This window comes from Actinomadura sp. WMMA1423, assembly GCF_006547145.1.
Lineage (GTDB): Bacteria > Actinomycetota > Actinomycetes > Streptosporangiales > Streptosporangiaceae > Spirillospora.
In genome coordinates this window covers 1,704,412-1,726,346 of the sequence record NZ_CP041244.1, presented here as the reverse complement: position 1 = coordinate 1,726,346, position 21,935 = coordinate 1,704,412, and the positions used below count along the sequence as shown (strand labels likewise).

Sequence of the window (21,935 nt, the reverse complement as noted above, 5' to 3'; positions counted from 1 at the left end):
GCTACTCCGATTCAGGTGACAGGGCTTGTACTACGCGGGACGGGCTGGGACGGCCGAGGTGGCCCGCCATCCAGCGGCTCGTGGACACCAGGCCGGCGAGGTCGACGCCGGTCTCGACACCGAGGCCGTTCAGCATCCAGACGAGGTCCTCGGTGGGCAGGTTGCCGGTGGCGCTCTCGGCGTAGGGGCAGCCGCCGAGGCCGCCCGCCGAGGAGTCCACGACGGTGACGCCGGCGCGGAGTGCGGCCAGGGTGTTGGCGAGGGCCTGCCCGTAGGTGTCGTGGAAGTGGACGGCGAGCCGCTCGGTGCCGATGCCCGCACCGGTGATCGCCTCGATGAGCGCGGTGACCTGGCCGGGCGTGCCGACGCCGATGGTGTCGCCGAGGCTGAGCTGGGAGCAGCCCATGTCCATCATCCGGGAGGCGACGGACACCACCTGCTCCACGGGAACGTCGCCCTCCCACGGGTCGCCGCACACCATCGACACGTAGGCGCGCACCCAGAGGCCCTCGGCCCGCGCGCGTTCCACGACCGGGGCGAACATCGCGAGCGACTCGTCCACGGTGCGGTTGAGGTTGCGGCGGGCGAACGTCTCGGTGGCGCTGCCGAAGACGGCGATCTCGGTGACGCCGTTGGCGAGCGCCCGATCGAGGCCCCGCTCGTTCGGCACGAGGACGGGATGGCGCAGCTCGGGGGAGCGCGGCAGGATGTCGAGCAGCTGCTCGGCGTCGGCCAGCTGCGGCACCCACTTGGGGTGGACGAAGCTGGTCGTCTCGATCGTGCGCAGCCCCGCGTCCGCGAGGCGGGTGACGAACTCCGCCTTGACCTCGACGGGGACGACGGCCTTCTCGTTCTGCAGCCCGTCCCGCGGCCCGACCTCGTAGATCGTGACCCGCTCGGGAAGCCCGGAGAGGGGTACCGGCACCGTCATGCCTCCTCGATCACGGCCAGCACCGCGTCGAGCGCGACCTGCGCGCCCGCGCGGACCGGCAGTTTCGCCACGACGCCGGCGAGCGGCGCGGTGACGGTGTGCTCCATCTTCATCGCCTCGACGACCACGAGCGGCTGCCCGGCCTCGACGCTGTCGCCCTCGGCCGCCTTGACCGCCAGGACCGTCCCGGGCATCGGGCTGCGCAGCACCCCGTCGCCCGCGGCCGCGGCGTCGGCTCCGCCCTCGGCGCGGACGTGCTCGCTCAGCGCCCACGCGTGACCGTCGCGCCCGAGCCACAGGGTGCGCCCGTCCCGGGCACTGGCGAACGAGGTCGTCCTCCCACCGTAGGTCAACGTGAACGGCCTGGTGAGAGACGCGGTGACCGGCGGCTCGTCGCCGACCGCGACGCGCGCGGACGCCGCCCTGCCCTGGACGCGGACCTCCACCGGCTCGCCGCCGGACGGGGTGATGATCCAGGGAGCCCAGGCGTGCGCGCCGGGCCGCCAGCCGTCCGGGACGTCCCACGGGTCGTCGCCGGACTCCAGGTCGAGCATCCGCTCCAGCGCGGCGGCGGCGAGCACCTCGGGCGGGACGGACGCGCCCGCGACCAGGTCGTCCAGGGCGCGCTCGACCAGGCCGGTGTCGAGATCGCCCGAAACGACCGAGGGGTGCCGCAGCAGGGCCCGGAGGAACGCGACGTTCGTCGGGACGCCCAGCAGCGTGTAGGACGCGAGCGCGCGGTCCATCTTGTGGAGGGCTTCGGCGCGATCGGCGCCGTGGACGACGACCTTGGCGAGCATGGGGTCGTAGGAGCCGCCGACCTCCGTCCCGACGTCCAGCCCGGAGTCGACCCGGGCGGTCTCGGGCTCGCTCAGCGCGAGCACCCGCCCGCCCGTGGGCAGGAAGCCGCGCGCCGGGTCCTCGGCGTAGACGCGGGCCTCGATGGAGTGCCCGTCGAGCCGCACGCCGTCCTGCGCGAACGGCAGCGGCTCTCCCGCCGCCACCCGGAGCTGGAGCTCGACCAGGTCGAGGCCGGTGACGAGCTCGGTGACGGGGTGCTCGACCTGGAGCCGGGTGTTCATCTCCATGAAGAAGAACTCGTCGGGGCGGTCGGCCGAGACGATGTACTCGACCGTCCCGGCGCCCACGTACCCGACGGCCTGCGCGGCGGCGACGGCGGCGGCGCCCATCCGCTCGCGGGCGGCGGCGTCCAGCAGCGGGGACGGCGCCTCCTCGACGATCTTCTGGTGCCGGCGCTGGAGGCTGCACTCGCGCTCGCCGAGGTGCACGGCGCCGCCGCGGGCGTCGGCGAAGACCTGGATCTCGATGTGCCGGGGGTTCTCCACGAACCGCTCGGCGAGCAGCGTGTCGTCGCCGAACGAGCCGCGCGCCTCGCGCCGGGCGGACGCGATCGCCTCCGGCAGGTCGGCGGCGTCCCGGACGAGCCGCATGCCCTTCCCGCCGCCGCCCGCCGACGGCTTGAGCAGCACCGGCAGCCCGACCTCCAGCGCGGCTGCCTCCAGTTCGGCGTCGGACAGGCCGGGCTCGTCGCGCCCGGGGACGACGGGGACCCCTGCGGCGGCGACGGTCCGCTTCGCGCGGATCTTGTCGCCCATCGCGTCGATCGCCTCGGCCGGCGGGCCGATGAACACGAGGCCCGCCTCGCCGCACGCCCGCGCGAACGCCGTGTTCTCGGCCAGGAACCCGTACCCGGGGTGCACTGCAGAGGCGCCGGAGTCGCGGGCGGCCGCGATGACGGCCTCGATGTCCAGGTACGACGGGATCAGCAGGGCCTCGTCGGCCTCCCGGACGTGGCGCGCCCGCGCGTCGGCCCCGGTGTGGACGGCCACGGACCGGATGCCGAGCCGCCGCAGCGTGCGGAACACGCGGACGGCGATCTCCCCGCGGTTGGCGACCAGGACGCTGTCGAACATCAACACCCTCACATCCGGAAGACGCCGTAGCCGACCGGCTCCAGCGGTGCGTTGGCCGCGACCGACAGCCCGAGCCCCAGCACGCGCCGGGTGTCGAGCGGGTCGATCACCCCGTCGTCCCACAGCCGCGCCGTCGAGTAGTACGGGTTGCCCTGCGCCTCGTACTGCTCGCGGATCGGCGCCTTGAACCCCTCCTCGTCCTCGGCGGGCCACTCCTCGCCGCGCGCCTCCATCTGGTCGCGGCGCACGGTGGCGAGGACGCTCGCCGCCTGCTCGCCGCCCATGACCGAGATGCGGGCGTTCGGCCACATCCACAGGAAGCGCGGCGAGTACGCCCGGCCGCACATCGCGTAGTTCCCGGCGCCGAACGAGCCGCCGATCACGACGGTGAACTTCGGGACGCGGGCGCAGGCGACGGCGGTCACCATCTTCGCGCCGTGCTTGGCGATGCCGCTCGCCTCGTACTCGCGGCCGACCATGAACCCGGTGATGTTCTGCAGGAACACCAGCGGCACGCTGCGCCGGTCGCACAGCTCGATGAAGTGCGCGCCCTTCTGGGCCGACTCGCCGAACAGGATGCCGTTGTTGGCCACGATCCCGACCGGGTGCCCGTGGATGCGGGCGAACCCGGTGACGAGCGTCGCGCCGTACTCCTTCTTGAACTCCTGGAAGCGGCTGCCGTCGACGATGCGGGCGATGACCTCGCGCACGTCGTAGGGGGTGCGCGAGTCGGGCGGGACGATCCCGTACAGCTCGGACGGGTCGGCGGCCGGCGCCTCCGGCGGCGCGACGTCCCACGGGCGCGGCTCGCGCGGCCCGAGCGTGCCGACGATGTCGCGGACGATCCGCAGCGCGTGCGCGTCGTCCTCGGCGAGGTGGTCGGTCACGCCGGACGTGCGGGAGTGCAGCTCGCCGCCGCCCAGCTCCTCCGCCGTCACGACCTCGCCGGTCGCGGCCTTCACCAGCGGCGGCCCGCCCAGGAAGATCGTTCCCTGGCCGCGGACGATGACGGCCTCGTCGCTCATCGCCGGGACGTAGGCGCCGCCCGCCGTGCACGAGCCCAGCACCGCCGCGATCTGCGGGATGCCGCGGCCCGACATCGTGGCCTGGTTGTAGAAGATGCGGCCGAAGTGCTCGCGGTCGGGGAACACCTCGTCCTGCCGGGGCAGGAAGGCCCCGCCGGAGTCGACCAGGTAGACGCAGGGGAGGCGGTTGTGCAGCGCCACCTCCTGCGCCCGCAGGTGCTTCTTCACCGTGACCGGGTAGTACGTGCCGCCCTTGACGGTGGCGTCGTTGGCGACCACGACGCACTCGCGGCCGGAGATCCGCCCGATCCCGGTGATGATCCCGGCGCCCGGCGCCTCGTCCCCGTACATGCCGTTCGCGGCCAGCGGCGACAGCTCCAGGAAGGGCGAGCCGGGGTCCAGGAGCGTGTCGACCCGGTCGCGGGGGAGCAGCTTGCCGCGCGCCACGTGCCGTTCGCGGGCGCGCTCGGGTCCGCCGCGGCCCGCCCGGTCGACGCGGTCGCGCAGCTCGGCGACGAGCGCCTCGTTGTGCGCGGCGCTCGCTTTGAACGCCTCGGCCGCGATGTCGGCGCGCGAGCCGATCTCGGGTCCGCTCATGACCCCCCTTCCCGGTTAACGTTCATTAACAATGCCGATGTTAACGGCCGTTAACAACTCTAGTCTAGACTGGGCGCATGACGTCCCATCCGGCCGAGGCGCCGCCGGGCGCGCCCAACCCGCGCCGGGCCGAGATCCTCGGCGCCGCCGCTGAGCTGTTCGCGCGCCGCGGCTACCACGGGGCGTCCATCGGCGACCTCGGCAGGGCCGTCGGGCTCACCGGCCCCGCCCTCTACCGCCACTTCAGCGGCAAGGAGGCCGTGCTCGCCGAGATGCTCCTCGACATCAGCGAGCGGCTGCTGGCCGAGGGGGCCCGCCGCGCCGCCGGCCCCGACGCCGGGCACGCGCTTGACGCTCTGCTTCGCTGGCACATCGCGTTCGCCCTCGACAACCCGGCCCTGATCACCGTGCACGAGCGGGAGCTGGACAACGTCCCCGAGCCGCAGCGCCACCGCATCCGCCGCCTTCAGCGAGCGTACGTCGAGGAATGGGTCGCCGTCCTGCGCCGCCTCGGCCCCGGGACGCCCGACGACCGCATCCGAGCAGCCGTCCACGCCTGCTTCGGCCTGCTCAACTCCACTCCGCGCAGCGCCGCGCAGGGCCTCGGCCGCGACGCGATGGGCGACCTCCTGCACGGCATGGCCCGGGCCGCGCTCGAACGCGCCCGGTAGCGCCCCCGGTCAGCAGGACGCGGTGCGCCCGTCGAGCGAGCGCTCCACGGCCTCGGCGAACGTCTTCGCATCCGTCCCCGGCCCGTCGAAGATCTTCTGGACGCAGCCGCGGAACGTGCCGGTGAAGGTGCTGTAGCGCGGCGTCACTGGACGGGGCTGCGCCCGGTCCAGGGCCTGGACCACGGCCTTCGCCAGTCCGGTCAGCTGCGCCTCGTCGAGTTCGACCTGCTCCGACTCGGCGGCGTCGGTCCCGGCGTCGCCGGACTTGAGGCCCTGCTTGGCGGCGGAACACCTCTCCACCCGCACGTCGGCCGCCGCGTGGCGTCCGGGGCTCAGGCCGAGCGCGCTGTAGCGGCCCGGCGCGAAGCCGCCGCACGAGAACAGCAGGCGCTGGCTGTCCGTCCCGCTGAGGAACTCCACCAGTTTCAGCGCGGCGTCCGGGTGGGGGGAGTACTTGGAGACGGCGAGGTTCTGGCCGCCGAGGACGGTCGTACCGGGCAGGGCGGTCACCGAGTACCGCAGGCGCGGCCCGTCGCGCATGCCCGGCTCGGTCGCGAGCGTGGAGAACGCGTACGGCCAGTTCCGCATCAGCGGCGCCCCCAGCATGAACGTCTCCATGCTCTTCTGCTCGTCGTACGACCGCGACGCCGTCAGCGGCCAGTGCGAGGACCGCGGCTCCTGCACGTGCGAGGCCAGCCGCTCCAGCGCCGGGTACACCTTCTCGCGCAGCTTTTTCTCGTCCGGGCGCTTCTCGCCGGTGAGCAGGCCGCCGCCTCCGTCGTTCCACACCGCTTCCAGGGCGTTGACCGTCAGCCCCTCGTAGTCGTCGAGCTGCGTCGCGATGCCGGAATCGAGCAGATCCGACCAGGTCGCCGGGGCCTGCGCGCCCTCCCGCTGGTAGAGGAGCCCGACGTCGACGTTGAACGGGACGGCGTACTGCTCGCCGTGCCACTGCCCGGTCTCCAGCGCGGCGGGGAAGAAGTCGCCGCGCTTCCCGATGCCGTCGAGCGGCCGCAGGTAGCCCGCGGCGGCGAACTCCGCCGTCCAGGTGTTGTCCATGACCAGCACGTCGTAACCGCAGCCGCCGGACTCCTCCATCGCCTTGATCTGGCTGTGCTGGGAGTCGGTGGACTCCGCGACCTCCACGAGGGTGGCGTGCGGGTTGCCCCTGGCGTTCCAGTCCTGGACCAGCTGCCGGCGCTGGCTGTTCAGGCTCACGTCGGTACCGCCCGCGACGACCAGCTCCGAGCGGTCGCAGGCCGGCGCCAGGGACCGGTAGCCGGAGGAGCCGGGCCACAGGGCCACCGCTCCCGCGCAGACCAGCACCGCCGCGGCCCCGCCCACGGCGCCGAGCCGGGACGCGCGGTCCCGGGGCAGGAACCGTCGCCGCCGTCCCGTCATGGTCGTCCTCATCGCAGCTCGGACAGGAGCTGGGCGGCCTGCTGCGGTTCGGGCGTCCGGGTCAGCGCCACGCATCCCGCACCTCCGGCGGGGCGGAACGCGCTCACGACCTCCTTGACGGGGGAGGCGTCGCAACCCGTCGGGCCCGTCAGCATCACGGTCACCCGCACGTCCCGATGCCGGTCACGGAACCTCGCGGCCGCCTTCCCGATCGATCCGGCGTCGGCGGATCCGCCGGACTGCCCGTCGGTGACGACGATCAGGTTCTTCGTCCCCTGGCCCAGCCCCGCCTGGCCGATCATGTCGCCCAGCGCGATGTCGCTCCCGGTGGTCGCGGCCGCCTGGAGATGGCTGGCGATCCGGTTCTTCTGCCGGGGGTCGGCGCCGGTGAGCCGCACGTTCTCCAGGGTGTACGGGCCGACCGGGGACTTCTTCTCCGACGCCACCTGCAACCCTGCGCTGTCATGGCTCTGGAGCTGGGCCACCAGGCTCTGCAGGAAGGAGACGCCGCGCGCCAGCCGGGTGTCGCGGCCCTCGGCGGGACGGCTCATCGACCCCGACACGTCCAGCATGAGGGCGACCGAGACCGGAGGGCGGGCGCCGGCGACGCGTTCGAGGTCCGCGGCCACGTCCCTGCCGCCGCCGTTCGCGGCGACCGGGGCCAGCTGGTTCGGGACGATGTTGGTGCCGGCCTTCCTCCGCAGGGCCACCAGATCGGGGCGGGCCGAGTCGCCCTCGTGCGCGGACGGGATGAGGCCCTGCTGGTCGCGGAAGCCCTGCCGGGTGAGCGGGTGGTCGACCAGCCAGCGGTGGAACCGGGCGACCGCCAGATCGCGCTCGCGCGTGTCCTGGCCCCGCCAGGTCACCTGGATGAACGGGTAGTCGAGCGTCGGCAGGTCACCGGCGTAGTAGGGGTACAGCATCCACTCGCCCCCGGCGGCGGGTGCGCCGGCGGCGCCGCACCGGTCCTCGAGGCGCCCGTTGTCGTAGTCGCTGACGACCTGCTCGGGGACGGCGAAGGCGATGCCGTCCGGGGGGCGGGAGCCCTGGCGTGCCTTGCACAGCAGCGTCACCGCGTCCGGGGCGACCAGGGCGGCGGGCGAGGCGAACTGCTCGTCCTGGCCTTCGCTGCCCGGCAGCGCCCGGTAGAGGACGGGCGTCACCGCCACTGCGGCGGCCGACGTCTCCGGGACGGGACGGGCGATGTTGCGCAACCTCACCCCCGCCTCGCCGAAGCGCTCCAGCAGGGCGGCCGTGGACCGCTCCGGCGGCTTGAAGGCCGAGTACCTCACCCCGTGGTCTCCGAACACGGCGAGGACCAGGGGCGACGAACCCAGGGAGCCCCAGGGGGTGAAGACGGGGTCGACCTTGTCGGGCGGGCCCGGGTTCGCGGCCCCGGTGCCCTTCACCTTGCGGATCTGGGCCGGGCTCTTCTCCACGTAGGCGAACTCCGCCCTGGACGACGGGACCCAGACGTCGGGCTGCGGGCCGTACAGGCGCTCGTCGGCCGGCGCCGGCGCCGCCTCGCCGCTCGGGGGCTCGCTGCGCCGCCACAGCCGCCCGAACGCCTCGGACAGCTGCACGAACTCCGGCTCCGGCGTGACGGTGACGCTGTACGCGCGGCAGCCCCGCTCCTCGCTGCCCGCCTCGAAGCCCCTCGCGGCGTCGCCCAGTGCGGGGAGCGCCTCCGGTGTGGTGACGACGCGCAACTCCAGGGGCCGCCCGCACGGCTGTGCGCCCTTGGCCAGCGCGACGACGCCCGTCTCCGCGAGCAGGACCGCCGCCATGACCGCCGCCCCGGCGAACGTCCACGCCACCGCTTCGGCGTTCCAGGGCAGGATCCCGAACACGCGCTTCAGGGCCGCCCCCGCCCGCCGGGAGCGGAACAGTGCCACCGACACCGCCACCGACCCCGCCGCGATGGCCAGGACGAGCAGGGCCAGCGTGAGGGTCTCCAGCCAGGAGACCGCGTTGATCAGTTTGACGATCAGCCCGGAGAGCACACCGAAGAGCAGGCCGGGGATCGCGGCCCGCACGAGCCGGTCGAGCAGCGCGTCAGAGTTCCCGTTGCCCGACTCACTCATTCCGGCTCCGTCGCAGCGGAAAGCGCGATGTTCCGTTCTTCGAACTGACGTCCAATGATAATTGCCCGGACGAGCAAGGTCATGGAAAACCGCTGTCCTGGACCGGACGATCTTCCCCGCCGGAGGCGGGCCGGCCGGGGGCGACCTTGACTCTCCCGGCGCCGCCCGGATCAGATGGTCGAACAGGATTCGGTTGCATGCCCCCTGGCAGAGGAGAGGCGTATGGGCGTCGAGGGTGTCGGCTTCTACGAGATCGCGCGCAACGACCCGGACCGCCCCGCGGTGCTGGCCCCCGGCGTGCCGATGTCCTACGGGGAGCTGCACGCCGAGGTGAACCGGCTCTCCAACGCCCTGGCGGCGATCGGGCTGGGACCGGGCGACACGCTGGCGACCGTCCTCGGCAACCGGCCCGAGTTCCTCACCGTCCTGCTGGCCGCGGTCCAGTCCGGCCTGTACCTGGTCCCGGTGAGCCGCCACCTGACCGCCCCCGAGATCGGCTACATCCTGGGCGACAGCGGCGCCAAGGCCGTCATCACCGAGAGCGAGCTGTCGGCGGCGGTGTCCGGCGCGGCCGACGAGGCGGGCCTCCCGGCCGAGGGGCGGGTGAGCGTCGACACCGCCGGCGGCTTCCGCTCGATGGCCGCGCTGTGCGCCTCCGGCAGCGCGGAACCGCCCGCCGGGCGGCGCATGGGCTCGATCATGCTCTACACGTCCGGGACGACCGGGAGGCCCAAGGGCGTCCGGCGGCCGCTGCTCGACATCTCGCCCGAGGTGCTGATCGACATCATGCGGCGGACGCTGGGGCGGCACCTCGGGCTCGTCCCCGGTGACGAGGTCCACCTCGCCGTCGCGCCGCTCTACCACTCCGCGCCCTGCGTCCACGCGATGATGGCGCTGAACCTCGGCCACGCCGTCGTCGTCGCCCCGCGGTTCCACCCCGAGCACACGCTGGAACTGATCCAGCGGCACGGCGTCACCAACGCGTTCATGGTGCCGACGATGTTCCACCGGATGCTGGCCCTGCCGGACGGCGTCCGCGCCCGGTACGACCTGTCGACGCTGCGGCAGGTGTACCACAGCGCCGCGCCCGTCCCCGTGGAGACCAAGCAGCGGATGATGGACTGGTGGGGGCCCGTCCTCTACGAGTACTACGGCTCCACCGAGAGCGGCGCGATCGTCGTCGCGAAGCCGCGGGAGTGGCTCGCCCGGCCCGGGACGGTCGGGCGCGCGGTCGACGGCGTGCAGCTCAAGATCCTCGACCCGGAGGGCGCCGAGCTGCCGCCGGGGGAGACCGGCCTCATCTACGCCTCGGGCCAGCCGGGGTTCGAGTACCACGGCGACCCGGCCAAGACCGCCGCCGCGATGCGGGGCGCCTACTACACCCCCGGCGACCTCGGCCGCCTCGACGAGGACGGCTGGCTCTACATGGGCGACCGCCGCACCGACCTCATCATCTCCGGCGGGGTGAACATCTACCCGGCCGAGATCGAGGCCGCCCTGCTCCAGCACCCCGCGGTCGGCGACGTCGCCGTCATCGGCGTCCCGGACGACGACTGGGGGCAGCGCGCCGTCGCGCTCGTCGAACCCGCCGAGGACGCCGTCCCGGGGGACGCCCTCGCCGCCGAACTCCTCGCGCACTGCGCGCCGCGGCTGGCGAAGATCAAGCATCCCCGGCACGTGGAGTTCCGCGAAACGCTGCCGCGGACGCCGTCCGGCAAGCTCAGCCGGCACCGCGTGCGGGAGGCCTACCTGCGGGAACGGGCGGGCTGACGCCGCCGGGACGGGCCGCGGCCAACTCCTCGCGCGAACGTCGAACGCCTCCGGGCGCCGGTGCGTACAACGGCACATGAAGGACCAGAAGGTCGCACCGCTCGACAACGCCCCGACCCCCGCCGCCCCGACGCAGACCGACCTTCCCGTCATCACCGACCCCGCCGCCTATGCCGAGGGGAACGACCCGGCGCCCCGCCCGGACCCGGCGCCCCGCCCCGAGCCGGAGGCGCGTCCCGAGCGGGCGGGCCCGCGGGCGTCCTCCGACGTGCTGCCGGACGCCCCGGCCGGGACCCCCGCCCCCGAAGACGACCGCGCCGGGATCGCACGCCTCGGTGACCCGGTCGCGGTCTGGCCGTGCGCCGGCTGCGGACGGCCCGTGCCGCAGCCGGTGCGCGGCGCCCGCACCGTCCGCTACTGCCAGGACGGCGACGGCTCGTGCGAGCGGGCCGCGCTCGAGAGCCGCGAGCGCGGGCTGGAGTCGCCCGGCCTCACCGGCCAGGTCGCCTGGACGTGGGAGATGGTCGACCGGCTGGAGGGCCTCGCCGACCGGCTCGCCGGGTCGCTGGTGTCGGAGCTGAGCGTCGCGGGCGTCGAGCGGCGGATCTCCGAGGCCCGCGCCGAGGCCGCCGGGCACGTCGCGATCGCCCAGCGCGAGCGCGACGCCTCGCAGCGGCAGGCCGAGGTGGCGTGGCGGGAGACCGCCACCGCCCGTGCCCGCGCCGAGGCCGCCGAGCAGGAGGCGGCGTCCGCCCGCGCCGAGGCCGAGCGGCTCGCCGCGGAACTGGAGGCCGCGCGGCGCGAACGCCAGGAGGCCAAGGACGACGCCGAGGGCGCCGGCGCCGCCCGGCTCGCCGCCGAGCGCGAGCGCGACCGCATGGCCGCCCGCGAGGGCGAGCTGCTCGCCTCCCTGGAGAGCGCCCGCTCGGAGCTCGTCACCCTGCACGGGCGGCTGTCGGAGGCCGACACCCTCGTGGAGGGGCAGCGCGTCGAGGCCGCCTCGGCCGTCCGCGCCGCCGAGGACCTGCGCTCCGCCGTCCGCGACGCCGAGGCCAAGCGGGGGCAGGCCGTCGCCGACCGCGACCAGATCCAGGCGCGGGCCCGCGAGCTGGAGCAGCACAACTGGCAGCTCGCCCGCGCCGTCGAGGAGCTGCGCGCCGCGGTGAAGGCGCTGACCGCCGAGCGGGAGGCCGCCCGGGCCGAGGCTGAACGCGCGCGCCGCCGCGTCGACGCGCTCACCGCGCTGTCGGAGGGGCGCGCGGACCCGGCCGCGACCGGGCCCCGCACGCCCGTCGACCGGGAGCCGCCCACCGGCCTGCACTCCCTGCCCCCGATGAACGGGTCCCTGCTGGACGGCGGCGACCCGCTGGCCACCGACCCGCTGCGGCACGGCGGATACGGGCAGGGCGGATACAGCGGGCAGGGCGGCTACGGCGAGCAGGGCGGTTACAACGACCAAGGCGGATACGGCGGACTCAACGGACATCGCCTTCCCCATGCCGGCTGATCGCCACGCCGGCCGCGCGACAGGTAGGAGGTGAGGCCCGAACCCACAACTGCACTGGCCCTGAGACCGGCCGCCGTACCGCACCGGGGTGGTACGGCGGCCGGTGCTAGCCGCGGGCGTCCAGCCGGGCGGCGTAGTCCAGGGCTCCGGCGCGGACGGCTGCGTGCACGGCTCGGGCGATCCGCGAACCCCAGGTGGAGCGGGGCCCCGCGAAGACCTCGGGCGTCCCGGAGGTCCCGGCCGCGACGCAGATCGCGTCGGACGCCGTGCCGGTGCACGGGAAGCCCGCCTCCAGCAGCGCCTGGGTCTTGGCCTCGGTGGCGGTGACGACCGCGTTGACCAGTGCCGCGTCGTTCATCGGGACGGGAACGGCGACCACGATGTTGATGGTCCCCGGCGTCCAGGCCGACGTCCCGTCCCCGTCCAGGGGGGCCAGTTCGGGATCGGGCGTCCCGGCGGGGGAGGCCGCCCATGTCGGCACGCGCAGCCCGACCGTCGCCGACACCCGCACGCCCTCGTCGTCCCGCCGCACCGTGCGCGCGACCGAGGCCGCCGTGAGCATCCCGACGCCGGGGCCCTCCAGCCCGCGCGCCGCCGCGAGCTCGGCGAGGTGGGCGACCGGGTCGGTCCGCGCGTACGCGCCGGGGACCTGCGCGTTCAGCACCCACCGGGCCGGGCCGATGCCGCCCCCCAGCATCGCCGAGGAGATCATCCGGTGGCCGGGGCCCGCCCGCCACACGGTGGAGGCGAGCCGCCTGCCGTCCTCCTCGCGCCACACCGTCTCCAGGTTCACGGGCGCTCCAGCGACAGGACCGGCCGGCCGCCCGGTCCGGGGGTGACGCGTACGCGGGCGTCGAAGTGCTCCTCGACGACCTCGCGGGTGAGGACGAGGGCGGGCGGGCCCGCCGCCGCCACCCGCCCCTCCGAGACCAGGACCAGCCCGTCGGCGTACTGGGCTGCGAGCGTCAGGTCGTGGATCGTGGTCACCACGGTCAGCCCGTCCGACAGCCGGAGCCGGTCGATCAGCTCCATGACCTGCTGCTGGTGGCCGATGTCGAGCGCCGTGGTCGGCTCGTCCAGCAGCAGCACCGAGGTCTGCTGGGCGAGGGCGCGGGCCAGCACCACGCGCTGCCGCTCGCCGCCGGACAGGTGGTCCAGGGGGCGGGCCGCGAAGGGGGTGAGGCCCAGCCGGTCGAGGACCTCCTCGGTGATGGCCCGGTCGCGGGCGCCCTCCCGTCCCAGATGCGGGATGTAGGGGGAGCGGCCCAGGAGGGTGTAGTCGAACACCGTCATACCGACGGGCAGGCTCGGGCTCTGCGGGGCGTAGGCGACGAGCCGGGCGCGCTGCCGCGGCTTCAGCGACTGGAGCTCCGCGTCCGCGAGGGTGATCTCGCCTTCGGACGGCACCAGGCCGAGGACCGCGCGCAGCAGTGTCGACTTCCCGGCGCCGTTCGGCCCGATGACCGCCGTCCACGAACCGGCCGGGACGTCCAGTGAGACGCCCTTCAGCACCTCGCGGCCGCCGAGGACGACGTCCAGGCCCTTCACCGAGACGGTCACGTGTCCACCTGCCTGCGGGACGCGCGCAGCACCGCGACGAAGAACGGCCCGCCGACGAACGCCGTCACCACGCCCAGCGGGACCTCCCCGGGCCTGATCACCGTCCGCGCCACGAGGTCGGCCACCTCGAGGAAGGCCGCGCCGCCGAGCAGCGACAGCGGCAGCACGATCCGGTACGACCCGCCCGCCAGCCGCCGCACCACGTGCGGCACGACGATGCCGACGAACGCGATCAGCCCGCTCACCGCCACCGCCGACGCCGTCGCCAGCGACGCCGCGACCAGCACCGTCAGGCGGACCCGCGCCGCCGACAGGCCGAGCGCCGACGCCTCCTCGTCCCCGACGCTCAGCACGTCCAGGAGGCGGCCGTGCGCGAGCAGCAGGACGCTGGAGACCAGCGCGTACGGGCCGACGAGGGCGAGCTGGTGCCAGTCGGCCGACCCGACCCCGCCGAGGATCCAGGAGTAGATCCGCTGCAGCTCCTCCGCCTTCATCTGCTGGATGAGCGTCTGCACCGCGGCGAGGAACGACGACACCGCGACACCGGCCAGGACCAGCGTCGCGGTCCCGTTCCCGCGCCCCGTGGCGACGCTGCCGAGCAGGTAGGCGAGGGCCACCCCGCCGATCGCGCCGACGAACGCCGCGAGCGGCACCCCGTACCCGGGGTCGCCGGGCACCAGCGCGATGACCAGCGTCGCCCCGACCCCCGCTCCCGCCGCCGCGCCGAGCAGGTACGGGTCGGCGAGCGGGTTGCGGAACACCCCCTGGTACCCGGCGCCCGCGACGGCGAGCATCCCGCCGACCAGCGCCGCCATCAGCGCCCTCGGCACCCGCAGCTGGAACAGCACGTTATCGTCGATGACGCCGAACCCGCTGTCGACGCTGACGAACGGGATCCGGTCGGCCAGCGCCTTCAGGACCCCGCCGGCGGGCAGCCCGGCCGACCCCACCAGCACCCCCGCCAGCAGGGCCGCGAGCAGCAGCCCGGCCGCCACCGCGAGCGGCAGCGGCCGGAGCCTGGCCTGGCCCTGCCGGAGGCGCGGCGGGCCCTGCCGGAGGCGCGGCGGGTCCTGCCGGAGGCGCGGCGGGACGCTGTCCGCGGGGCGCGGCCGACGCTCACTCACGGGCGGGCTTCCTCGGTGCCAGTGGTCACTGAACCTTCTGGACCGCGTCGCCGATCGCCTTGACGAACTCCGTCAGGCGCGGCCCCCAGCGGGAGGCGATGTCGTCGTCGAGCTCCACCACGCCGCCGTGCCCGACCGCGTCGAGGTCCGACCAGCCGGGGCGCTTGGCGAGTGCGGCGGCGCTCTGCCCGCAGCACTTGGTGTCGGCCAGGAAGATCAGGTCGGGGTCCTGCTTGAGCAGGTACTCGCGGGACAGCTGCGGGTAGCCGCCGGACGCCTTGTCCGCCTTGTCGGCGATGTTCTGCAGCCCGAACATCCCGTACACCTGGCCGACGAAGGTCCTGGACGTCACCGAGTGAAGCTGGTTGTCCAGTTCGTGGTAGTAGGTGAGGCCCTTGGCCTTGGCCGACGCGGCGACCGTCTTCTGGATCTCCGCGCGCATGCCGTCGGTGACCTTCTTCGCCTCGGCGGAGTGGCCGGTCGCCTGCCCGAGGTCGCCGATCTCGTCGTAGACCTCGTCCAGGTTCGTGGCCGCCGGCTCCAGCAGGACGGGGACCTTCACCTTCCCCAGCGCCTTGACGATGCCGTCCAGGTCGTCGGACAGCACGACGAGGTCCGGCTTGTAGGCGATGATCGCCTCGGCGTTGGGCTTGAAGCCCGACAGCTTCGTCCGCGGGGCGTTCGCCGGGTGGTTGGAGTAGTCGTCCACGGCGACCACCTGCGACCCGGCGCCGATGGCGAACAGCGTCTCGGTGTGGGTGGGGGAGAGGGAGACGATGCGCTTGGGCTTGGCCGGGACGGACACCGCCCCGTTGGCGGCCTGGACGGTGACGGACGTCCCGTCGGCCGTGCCTCCGGTCTTGCCGCCGCCGTCGCCGCCGCATGCGGCGGCGAAGGTGACGACGCCGATGGCGATCACCGCGCCCAGGGTGCGTACGGGTCTCACTAGAGCCTCCAGGCTGGAGGGAAGCCGCGGCCCGTCATGACGGATCGCCCTTCCACGAGGTCGACAATCGTCGGCGCGCGAGGAGGCGACCTGGCTCGGCCACTTCGAGAGGGGCACCACAGTTGCGGGACAGCGCCGGATTTTCCACCGGACTTCGCTCCTGGCGCGCAGCATCGCAACGGTATCAGCCACCGAATGCTGATCTGTCGGGTTGTGCGGAGTGAGTGCTCACTTCGCCATTGACGGAGTGAGTACTCACTCCGTACACTGGAGTCATGGAGCACAAGGCCAGGCGGCGCGCTCCCGGGATGACCCCCGAGCAGCGCCGCGAGATGATCATCCGGACCGCCCTGCCGCTCGTCGCCGAGCACGGCACGGCCGTCACCACCGCGCAGATCGCCCGCGCCGCCGGCATCGGCGAGGCGACGATCTTCCGCGTGTTCACCGACAAGGACGAGCTGCTGGACGCCTGCGTCGCCGAGGCGCTGCGGACCGACCACGTCCTCGCGGAGATCGGCGCGATCCCGCTCGACCAGCCGCTGCCCGACCGGCTCGCCGAGGCCGCCGCCGCGATCGACGCCTACCTCGCCCGCATGGGCCTGGTGATCGGCACCCTGCACGCCACCGGCCGGCGCGAGCGCCGCGATCCCGGCGGCGGCGAGCCGGGGCCCGACCGCGCGGCCTCGATGGCCCAGACCCGCGAGGCGCTCGCCGAGCTCTTCGAACCCGAACGCGACCGGCTGCGCCTGCCCGTCGAGCAGGTGGCGAGCCTGTTCATGGGGTTCGTGTTCAGCCGCGGCCGGGGCGGCGCGGGCCCCGGCGCGCCGCACCCGTCCGTCGAGGAGTACCTGGAGGTCTTCCTGCACGGCGCTCTCAAGGAAGAGGCCGCCGCGTGACGATCACCCTGAACCACGCGATCGTGACGGCCGCCGACAACGACGAGGCCGCCCGCTTCTTCGCCGCGGTCATGGGCCTTGAGTACACCGGCGCGCACCCGCAGGCGCGGCACTTCGTCCCGGTCCGCGTGAACGAGGGCCTCACCCTCGACTTCATGACCGTCGCCTACCCGCAGGGCCACCACCTGGCCTTCGACGTGGACGCCGTCACCTTCGACACGATCCGGGAGCGCCTCGACGCGCGCGAGATCCCCTACGGCGACGAACCCGCGCACGCCGACAACGGCCGCGTCGACGAGGAGCACCCGCTCGGGGGCCGGGGCCTCTACTTCTCCGACGCCAGCGGCAACCTCTACGAGCTCATCTCCCCGCGGCCGACTTGAGGAAGTCCCGGGTGCGCCGGTCGCCCGGCACGTACTCGGCGGCGACGAAATCGGTCACCCCGGCCTTCGACAGCTCCTCCAGCCTCGCCGCGACGGCGTCCTCGTCCCCGACGATCGCCAGGTCCTTCGGCCCCTCCACGCCTTCCCGGTCCATCATCGCCCGGTAGGACGGCAGGGCACCGTAGACGGCGAACGTCTCCCCGGCCTGCTCCCGCGCGGCGTCCACGTCGCCGGTGACGCACACGGGCAGGACGCAGACGACCCGCGGCGCGTCCCGTCCGGCCGCCTCGGCCGCGGCCGCGATGGTCGGCACGATGTGCTCGCGGACGGTGGCGGGCCCGGTCATCCAGAGCACCGTCCCGTCCGCGCGTTCGCCCGCGAGCTTCAGCATCTTCGGGCCGAGCGCGGCCAGCAGCAGCGGCACCCGCCCCTCGTTCGGCACGGTCAGCCCGATGTGGCCGCGGACCGTCTCGCCGGTGAAGGAGGAGTTCTCCCCGGCCAGCAGCGGCGCCAGCACCGACAGGTACTCGTCCATGTGCCTGAGCGGCCGGCCGAAGTCGTACCCGTACATGTCCTCGATGACGATCTTGTGGGACAGCCCGATGCCGAGCGTGAAGCGGCCCCGCAGCGCGAGGGCGACCGTCCTCGCCTGCTGCGCCAGGACGGCCGGATGGCGCGGGTAGGTCGGCACCACCGCCGTCCCCAGTTCGATCCCGGGCACCCCGCCGCCGGCCACGGCCAGCGCGGTCAGGGCGTCCACCCCGAAGATCTGCGACATCCACGCCGAGGAGAAGCCGTCGTCCGCCGCCCGGCGCGCGTCGTCGGCCAGCTTCCCCAGCGCCTCGGCGCCGCCCCGTTCGTTGAGCAGAACCCCGATCCGCACACGGACCTCCCAGAGAAGAATGGAGAGAGGAGAAAGAGGATAACCGGATCCTTACTTGACTTCCGCGCGGGCGGGTCTGCGGTTCCTGAGCATGTTGCCCACGGTCGACCAGCGGACGTCGAAGGGCTCGGTCATCTCGCCGGCGTGAGGTGCCCGTCGCGCCACGTGAAGGCGGCCGCGGGTGTACCCGGCCGACGCGCGGGATCTCCTGCGCGACCTGTAGCGCGGATAGGCGGCCCGCTTGGCGAAGAAGTTGGTGAACGCGGTCCGCGGATGCCGCAGCGCCCGCTGGAGCGGCACACACGACACCTGCGACAGGAACGCCAGGATCCACCTGGCTCGATCGACTTGTACCTGGAAGAGACGCGGGATCAGGTGCGGTCGGGTTCGGTTCGTCGGGGGCCGTACTGCTGGGCGAGGCTCCTGTCGTTGTCGGCCCATCGGCGGTGGCGCGCGGCCGACTGGAGATGAAGTTCCGCCTCCTCGGGATGTGCGGTCGCCATTCCCTCCAGGAGCGCCGCGGCGCGGTCGTGGGCGCGCGCCGAGGAGACCATCGCCTGCCGCGCGTACTCCTCGACCTCGCGCCTGTGCTCCGCGGCGGCGCCGGAGGGCTCGGAACCGTCCGGAAGCCGGATGACTCCGCGCTCACCGGCTCGCCGCGGGCGGCGTGCCCTCAACCGAAGCGTGCGATCTTCGCCGTCCATATCAGCCAATCCGACGCCTGAGTCCGTCGACCGACCAACCCACCGGACACGTTCGGATATCTACCCAGTGGCCTGCCGTTTCAGCCCACCCTGGTGGTGACACCCCCAAATCATCATTTCCCTATGGACAACTGCGGATGGGGGCCTGTTGCGACTGGGGTTCAGGAGCAGAAGCGGGCGGTGATGACATCGATTTCGGCTTGGGATATTTGTGTTTGGCGTGCCCGGGGGTCCGCTTTTGCAGTTCATTTCCCGTCAGACTGCAGAAGGTCAGCGCCGACCCAAGGAGAGGTGGTCCCATGACCGCTCGCCGTGGTCGATGCGCGATCATTGAGGCGTGGCGACTCCCGAACCGCTGACCCTCTACACCGCCGACGGCGTCCGCATCGACGCCGGTCACACGCGGGGCGAGGGCGGCGTGTGCTTCGTCCTGGCGCACGGGTTCACCTGCTCGTGGCGCCAACCCGCGCTTCGCCGGATCGCCGCGGCCCTCGGCCGGCACGGCGGCGTGATCGGGATCGACTTCCGCGGCCACGGGCGGTCCGGCGGCCATTCCACGGTCGGTGACCGCGAGGTCCTGGACGTCGACGCGGCGGTCGCGGCGGCGCGCCGCCGGGGGTACGAGCGGATCGTCCTCACGGGGTTCTCGATGGGCGGCGCCGTCGTCGTCCGGCACGCGGCGTTGCACGGTGGAGCCGACGCGGTGATCTCCGTCAGCGCGCCGGCACGCTGGTACTACCGCGGGACGGTGCCGATGCGGCGCGTGCACTGGGTGATCGAACGGCGCGCGGGCCGGATGGCGGTCCGGCTGGCGCGCGGGACCCGTATCGCCCCCAAGGGCTGGGATCCGGTCCCGGAGGCGCCTCACGAGGTCGCCGGACGGATCGCGCCGGTGCCGTTCCTGGTCGTCCACGGGGCAGCGGATCCGTTCTTCCCCGTGGAGCACGGCCGTCAACTGTACGGGGCGGCGTCCGAACCGAAGGAACTGTGGATCGAACCGGGGTTCGGCCACGCCGAGGCGGCGGCCACCCCCGACCTGATCGACCGTCTGGGCACGTGGGCGACGAACGCGGTCTCCGCAACGCCGGCCTCGACACTCCCCGAGGAGCCCCCGCCAGGCGGCCCGCTCCGCGAGGGGCCCACCCCAGGTAGCCCGCTCCGCGACTAGGGCTGCGGGCTGGGGAAACCAAAGTTATCCACATTCTTGAGGCTGCCTTCAGGGAAATGCCCGCCCGGGCATCATCGCTCCCATGAACGGATTCACCCTCACGTGGAAGCGCGCGACCTCCGACTCGGTCATTCCCGTCGGGCCGGGCGCTTTTCCCATTCCCGTCAAGGGCGCCGGCCTGGCCGCACGCGCCGCGGCACTGAGCAGCCTCCTGCCGCAGGAAGTTGTGATCGGGCGGCGCACGGCGGCATGGTTATGGGGCCTGGACGTATTACCTCCGGGGGTGAGGGAGATCGACTGGGACGTCGAGTTCCTCACTCCCCACTCCTCCGAGCTCTCATCGGCCCCGTCTCCGATCACCGCCGACAACGTCGAACTGCCCCCCGACCACATTGTGGAGGAAGGCGATGTACGTCTCACATGCCCGGCTCGCACGGCACTCGACTGCGCCCGCTGGCTTCCTCGCCACGAGGCGGTCGCGGCCCTCGACCAGTTCCTCCGGCGGGACGTGGACGTCGGGGACCTCGCCGCGATGGCCCGCACGCTGCGCGGCTACCGCGGCAACAAGCGCCTGCGCCAGATCCTGCGGCTCGGTGACCGCGGCGCGGCCTCCCCCGGAGAGAGCTGGATCCGTGTCGCCATCGTGGACGCGGGCTTCCCGCCCCCTGAGACCCAGATCCCCGTACGGGGCCCACAAGGCCACCGGCTCTACATTGACCTCGGTTACAGCGAATTCCGTGTCGGCGTCGAATACGACGGTGAACGCCACCACACCGGCCGAGAGGCCATGGCCCACGACACACGCCGCCGAGACTGGCTCGCCAAGGAGATGGGTTGGGAGATCATCCCCGTCACCAAGAATTTCTTGACGCGCCCGGCCCCCTACCTGGGCGCTCTCCTGACAGCGCTACAGCGCCGCGGCTGGGAGCCCGACAACGCAACGATGGAACGCATAGCCACCCGCCTGACCCACCTGAACCGCCGCCCACGCTGAACACCCCGCTGTGCCGCTCGCCCACACGAAGACCGCCGACCGCCGCCGCCACGCCCACCCCCCGCCCGCTCCACACGCTCGAGCGGAGCCCACCGCACAACGGCCAGGGCCCCGCACGGGCCGAGTACGCCGCACACACGGCCAAGCACGCCGTGCACGCGGGCCGGATACACCGTGCGCGCAGGGCGAGCACGCCGTGGCCCGGGTCGAGTGCGCCGCACAATTGGGGCGAGTACGCCGTGCGGCGTACGGCGAACCCCCCGTGCGGGGCGAGCATGTCGCACGCAAGGGGCGACCACGCGGTCCGGGTGAGCCCGCCGTACAGGCCAGGCGTGCCATATGCACGTGCCGAGCCCGCCGTGCACGTGGCCGACCCCGCCGCACGCATGGACGGAGCCCGCCGTCCACGTGGCGAGCCTGCCGCACGGAGCGAGCGTGCCGCGCGCGTGGGGCGAGCACGCCGAAGGCGGTTGAGGATGGCGCATGCGTGGGCGTGGACGCTGTGGGCAATGGGTCGTGCGCTCCGCATGGGGGGAGCGAGGAAAGGACGCCGTACGGGGCCAGGACGCCGTGCGGGGTGAGTATGTCGCACGCACGTGACGGGGTGCGGTACAGGTGAGCCCGCCGTAGAGGCCGAGCGTGTCGCGCGCACGGGCCGAGCCCGCCGTGCACGTGGCGAGCGTGCCGCAACGGGGAGAGTGTCCCCCGCGCATGGACGAACGTTGCGAGGACGTCGTCCGGGGCGAGCGTGGCGCAGGCGGTTGAGGATGGCGCATGCGTGGGCGTGGAAGCGGTGTGCAAGGGCCGTGCGCGCCGCATGGGGTGAGCGAGGTGGGGACGCCGTGCGGGGGGCTAGCGGGGCGCGCATGGGTCGTGCTCGGCCCGCGCATGGGGCGCAGGCGCTGTGCGGGTGGGGAGAGCTGGGATGCGCGGAACCGGGTGGGGCGGTGCGGGCGAGGGCGGTGGCGTGCTAGCGGGAGGAGGATTGTTCGGTGTCGAGAAGATCGAGCAGGCGCTTTGGCGCGATGAGCCGGTAGCTGTCTTCGATCAACTCGGTCAGCTCGTCCCAGTCGTGGTCGACGTCGAGACGCGCGCCGACCCAGCCCTTGGAGCCCACGTACTTCGGGATGAAGAAACGCTCCGGAGCCTCCGACACGAGGGCTTCCTGCACGCCGGGTCCGGCCTTGAACGTCAGGGACAGGCCGTCCTCGGAGGTCATCACGAACAGCTTGTCGCGAATACGGAAGGAGGGCGCCGTGTGCCCGCCGAAGGGCTTCTCCACCACCTCCGGCAACGACAAACAGATCTCCCGTACCCGGACCAACGGGTCGAAGTCACTCATTCCTGCCATCCCATC

At 73.4% G+C, this 21,935-nt stretch carries 19 protein-coding genes and 1 pseudogene; 7 read left to right on the top strand and 13 right to left on the bottom strand.

Translation table 11 applies throughout. The features are described from left to right. Window position 1: 1 nt before the first annotated feature. Genes FKD65_RS07955 through FKD65_RS07945 form a run of 3 tightly spaced genes read right to left on the bottom strand, consistent with a single transcriptional unit; the run spans window position 2 to window position 4,487 of the window. Window positions 2–931, bottom strand: coding sequence for a hydroxymethylglutaryl-CoA lyase (locus tag FKD65_RS07955; RefSeq protein WP_141576857.1), 930 nt, complete (start codon window positions 929–931; stop codon window positions 2–4). Further along, window positions 928–2,865 (bottom strand): biotin carboxylase N-terminal domain-containing protein, encoded by a 1,938-nt coding sequence (locus FKD65_RS07950; protein ID WP_141576856.1) that lies wholly within the window; start codon window positions 2,863–2,865, stop codon window positions 928–930. Before FKD65_RS07950 ends, FKD65_RS07955 begins: the two co-directional genes overlap by 4 nt. A gap of 8 nt (window positions 2,866–2,873) precedes the next feature. Next, on the bottom strand, window positions 2,874–4,487 hold the full coding sequence (locus FKD65_RS07945) for a carboxyl transferase domain-containing protein (protein WP_141576855.1): 1,614 nt from the start codon (window positions 4,485–4,487) through the stop codon (window positions 2,874–2,876). A 77-nt stretch (window positions 4,488–4,564) separates the two neighbouring features. Here FKD65_RS07945 and FKD65_RS07940 point away from each other — a divergent pair, with 77 nt between their 5' ends. After that, a complete protein-coding gene (locus tag FKD65_RS07940) occupies window positions 4,565–5,158 on the top strand; it encodes a TetR/AcrR family transcriptional regulator (RefSeq protein ID WP_141576854.1) in 594 nt (197 codons plus the stop codon). A gap of 9 nt (window positions 5,159–5,167) precedes the next feature. On the opposite strand, the gene FKD65_RS07935 is transcribed toward FKD65_RS07940, so the two are convergent. Next, on the bottom strand, window positions 5,168–6,559 hold the full coding sequence (locus tag FKD65_RS07935; protein ID WP_168220979.1) for an extracellular solute-binding protein: 1,392 nt from the start codon (window positions 6,557–6,559) through the stop codon (window positions 5,168–5,170). A gap of 8 nt (window positions 6,560–6,567) precedes the next feature. Continuing rightward, the gene (locus FKD65_RS07930; protein WP_141576852.1) at window positions 6,568–8,643 is read right to left on the bottom strand and encodes a vWA domain-containing protein; all 2,076 of its coding nucleotides are present in this window, start codon (window positions 8,641–8,643) and stop codon (window positions 6,568–6,570) included. A gap of 222 nt (window positions 8,644–8,865) precedes the next feature. On the opposite strand from FKD65_RS07930, the gene FKD65_RS07925 reads away from it, so the two are divergent. Together FKD65_RS07925 and FKD65_RS07920 are read left to right on the top strand one after the other, a co-directional pair. Continuing rightward, window positions 8,866–10,413 carry an AMP-binding protein gene (locus FKD65_RS07925; protein WP_141576851.1) on the top strand — a complete coding sequence of 516 codons (1,548 nt, stop codon included), beginning with the start codon at window positions 8,866–8,868 and terminating at the stop codon, window positions 10,411–10,413. 76 nt (window positions 10,414–10,489) lie between these two features. Next, window positions 10,490–11,920 carry a chromosome segregation ATPase gene (locus tag FKD65_RS07920; protein ID WP_141576850.1) on the top strand — a complete coding sequence of 477 codons (1,431 nt, stop codon included), beginning with the start codon at window positions 10,490–10,492 and terminating at the stop codon, window positions 11,918–11,920. 106 nt (window positions 11,921–12,026) lie between these two features. Here the strand turns inward: FKD65_RS07920 and FKD65_RS07915 are convergent, their stop codons facing one another. The 4 genes from FKD65_RS07915 to FKD65_RS07900 form a co-directional block, all read right to left on the bottom strand. Next, on the bottom strand, window positions 12,027–12,707 hold the full coding sequence (locus tag FKD65_RS07915) for an adenosylcobinamide amidohydrolase (protein WP_240810300.1): 681 nt from the start codon (window positions 12,705–12,707) through the stop codon (window positions 12,027–12,029). Window positions 12,708–12,709: 2 nt separating this feature from the next. Next, complete coding sequence (locus FKD65_RS07910) at window positions 12,710–13,480, bottom strand: ABC transporter ATP-binding protein (RefSeq protein WP_141576849.1); 771 nt, start codon at window positions 13,478–13,480, stop codon at window positions 12,710–12,712. After that, window positions 13,477–14,487 carry an iron ABC transporter permease gene (locus FKD65_RS07905; protein ID WP_141586557.1) on the bottom strand — a complete coding sequence of 337 codons (1,011 nt, stop codon included), beginning with the start codon at window positions 14,485–14,487 and terminating at the stop codon, window positions 13,477–13,479. Before FKD65_RS07905 ends, FKD65_RS07910 begins: the two co-directional genes overlap by 4 nt. Before the next feature lie 142 nt (window positions 14,488–14,629). Then, entirely contained in the window at window positions 14,630–15,550 is a 921-nt protein-coding gene (locus tag FKD65_RS07900) for an ABC transporter substrate-binding protein (RefSeq protein WP_240810022.1), read from the bottom strand. Between the two features lie 275 nt (window positions 15,551–15,825). Here FKD65_RS07900 and FKD65_RS07895 point away from each other — a divergent pair, with 275 nt between their 5' ends. Further along, the gene (locus tag FKD65_RS07895; protein ID WP_240810021.1) at window positions 15,826–16,446 is read left to right on the top strand and encodes a TetR/AcrR family transcriptional regulator; all 621 of its coding nucleotides are present in this window, start codon (window positions 15,826–15,828) and stop codon (window positions 16,444–16,446) included. Further along, a complete protein-coding gene (locus FKD65_RS07890) occupies window positions 16,443–16,829 on the top strand; it encodes a VOC family protein (protein WP_141576848.1) in 387 nt (128 codons plus the stop codon). Before FKD65_RS07895 ends, FKD65_RS07890 begins: the two co-directional genes overlap by 4 nt. Here FKD65_RS07890 and FKD65_RS07885 read toward each other — a convergent pair. The 3 genes and pseudogenes from FKD65_RS07885 to FKD65_RS44065 form a co-directional block, all read right to left on the bottom strand. Next, window positions 16,807–17,712: an LLM class F420-dependent oxidoreductase gene (locus FKD65_RS07885; RefSeq protein ID WP_141576847.1), complete on the bottom strand. Its 906-nt coding sequence runs from the start codon at window positions 17,710–17,712 to the stop codon at window positions 16,807–16,809. The two genes, FKD65_RS07890 and FKD65_RS07885, sit on opposite strands and share 23 nt — an antisense overlap. Before the next feature lie 177 nt (window positions 17,713–17,889). Next, window positions 17,890–18,039 (bottom strand): annotated as a pseudogene (locus FKD65_RS07880) (RNA-guided endonuclease TnpB family protein); the annotation flags it as partial. Between the two features lie 44 nt (window positions 18,040–18,083). After that, complete coding sequence (locus tag FKD65_RS44065; RefSeq protein WP_168220881.1) at window positions 18,084–18,416, bottom strand: hypothetical protein; 333 nt, start codon at window positions 18,414–18,416, stop codon at window positions 18,084–18,086. A 337-nt stretch (window positions 18,417–18,753) separates the two neighbouring features. On the opposite strand from FKD65_RS44065, the gene FKD65_RS07875 reads away from it, so the two are divergent. Next, entirely contained in the window at window positions 18,754–19,584 is an 831-nt protein-coding gene (locus tag FKD65_RS07875) for an alpha/beta hydrolase (RefSeq protein ID WP_141576846.1), read from the top strand. An 82-nt stretch (window positions 19,585–19,666) separates the two neighbouring features. Continuing rightward, window positions 19,667–20,578: a hypothetical protein gene (locus tag FKD65_RS07870; RefSeq protein ID WP_141576845.1), complete on the top strand. Its 912-nt coding sequence runs from the start codon at window positions 19,667–19,669 to the stop codon at window positions 20,576–20,578. A 970-nt stretch (window positions 20,579–21,548) separates the two neighbouring features. Here the strand turns inward: FKD65_RS07870 and FKD65_RS07865 are convergent. Next, window positions 21,549–21,920, bottom strand: coding sequence for an MmcQ/YjbR family DNA-binding protein (locus FKD65_RS07865; RefSeq protein WP_141576844.1), 372 nt, complete (start codon window positions 21,918–21,920; stop codon window positions 21,549–21,551). Window positions 21,921–21,935 lie beyond the last annotated feature (15 nt).

Excerpts from the sequence above, each read along its gene's own strand:
- FKD65_RS07955 (WP_141576857.1), bottom strand. The coding sequence starts at position 931 with ATGACGGTGCCGGTACCCCTCTCCGGGCTTCCCGAGCGGGTCACGATC.
- FKD65_RS07950 (WP_141576856.1), bottom strand. The coding sequence starts at position 2,865 with ATGTTCGACAGCGTCCTGGTCGCCAACCGCGGGGAGATCGCCGTCCGC.
- FKD65_RS07945 (WP_141576855.1), bottom strand. The coding sequence starts at position 4,487 with ATGAGCGGACCCGAGATCGGCTCGCGCGCCGACATCGCGGCCGAGGCG.
- FKD65_RS07940 (WP_141576854.1), top strand. The coding sequence starts at position 4,565 with ATGACGTCCCATCCGGCCGAGGCGCCGCCGGGCGCGCCCAACCCGCGC.
- FKD65_RS07935 (WP_168220979.1), bottom strand. The coding sequence starts at position 6,559 with ATGACGGGACGGCGGCGACGGTTCCTGCCCCGGGACCGCGCGTCCCGG.
- FKD65_RS07930 (WP_141576852.1), bottom strand. The coding sequence starts at position 8,643 with ATGAGTGAGTCGGGCAACGGGAACTCTGACGCGCTGCTCGACCGGCTC.
- FKD65_RS07925 (WP_141576851.1), top strand. The coding sequence starts at position 8,866 with ATGGGCGTCGAGGGTGTCGGCTTCTACGAGATCGCGCGCAACGACCCG.
- FKD65_RS07920 (WP_141576850.1), top strand. The coding sequence starts at position 10,490 with ATGAAGGACCAGAAGGTCGCACCGCTCGACAACGCCCCGACCCCCGCC.
- FKD65_RS07895 (WP_240810021.1), top strand. The coding sequence starts at position 15,826 with ATGGAGCACAAGGCCAGGCGGCGCGCTCCCGGGATGACCCCCGAGCAG.
- FKD65_RS44065 (WP_168220881.1), bottom strand. The coding sequence starts at position 18,416 with ATGGACGGCGAAGATCGCACGCTTCGGTTGAGGGCACGCCGCCCGCGG.
- FKD65_RS07870 (WP_141576845.1), top strand. The coding sequence starts at position 19,667 with ATGAACGGATTCACCCTCACGTGGAAGCGCGCGACCTCCGACTCGGTC.
- FKD65_RS07865 (WP_141576844.1), bottom strand. The coding sequence starts at position 21,920 with ATGAGTGACTTCGACCCGTTGGTCCGGGTACGGGAGATCTGTTTGTCG.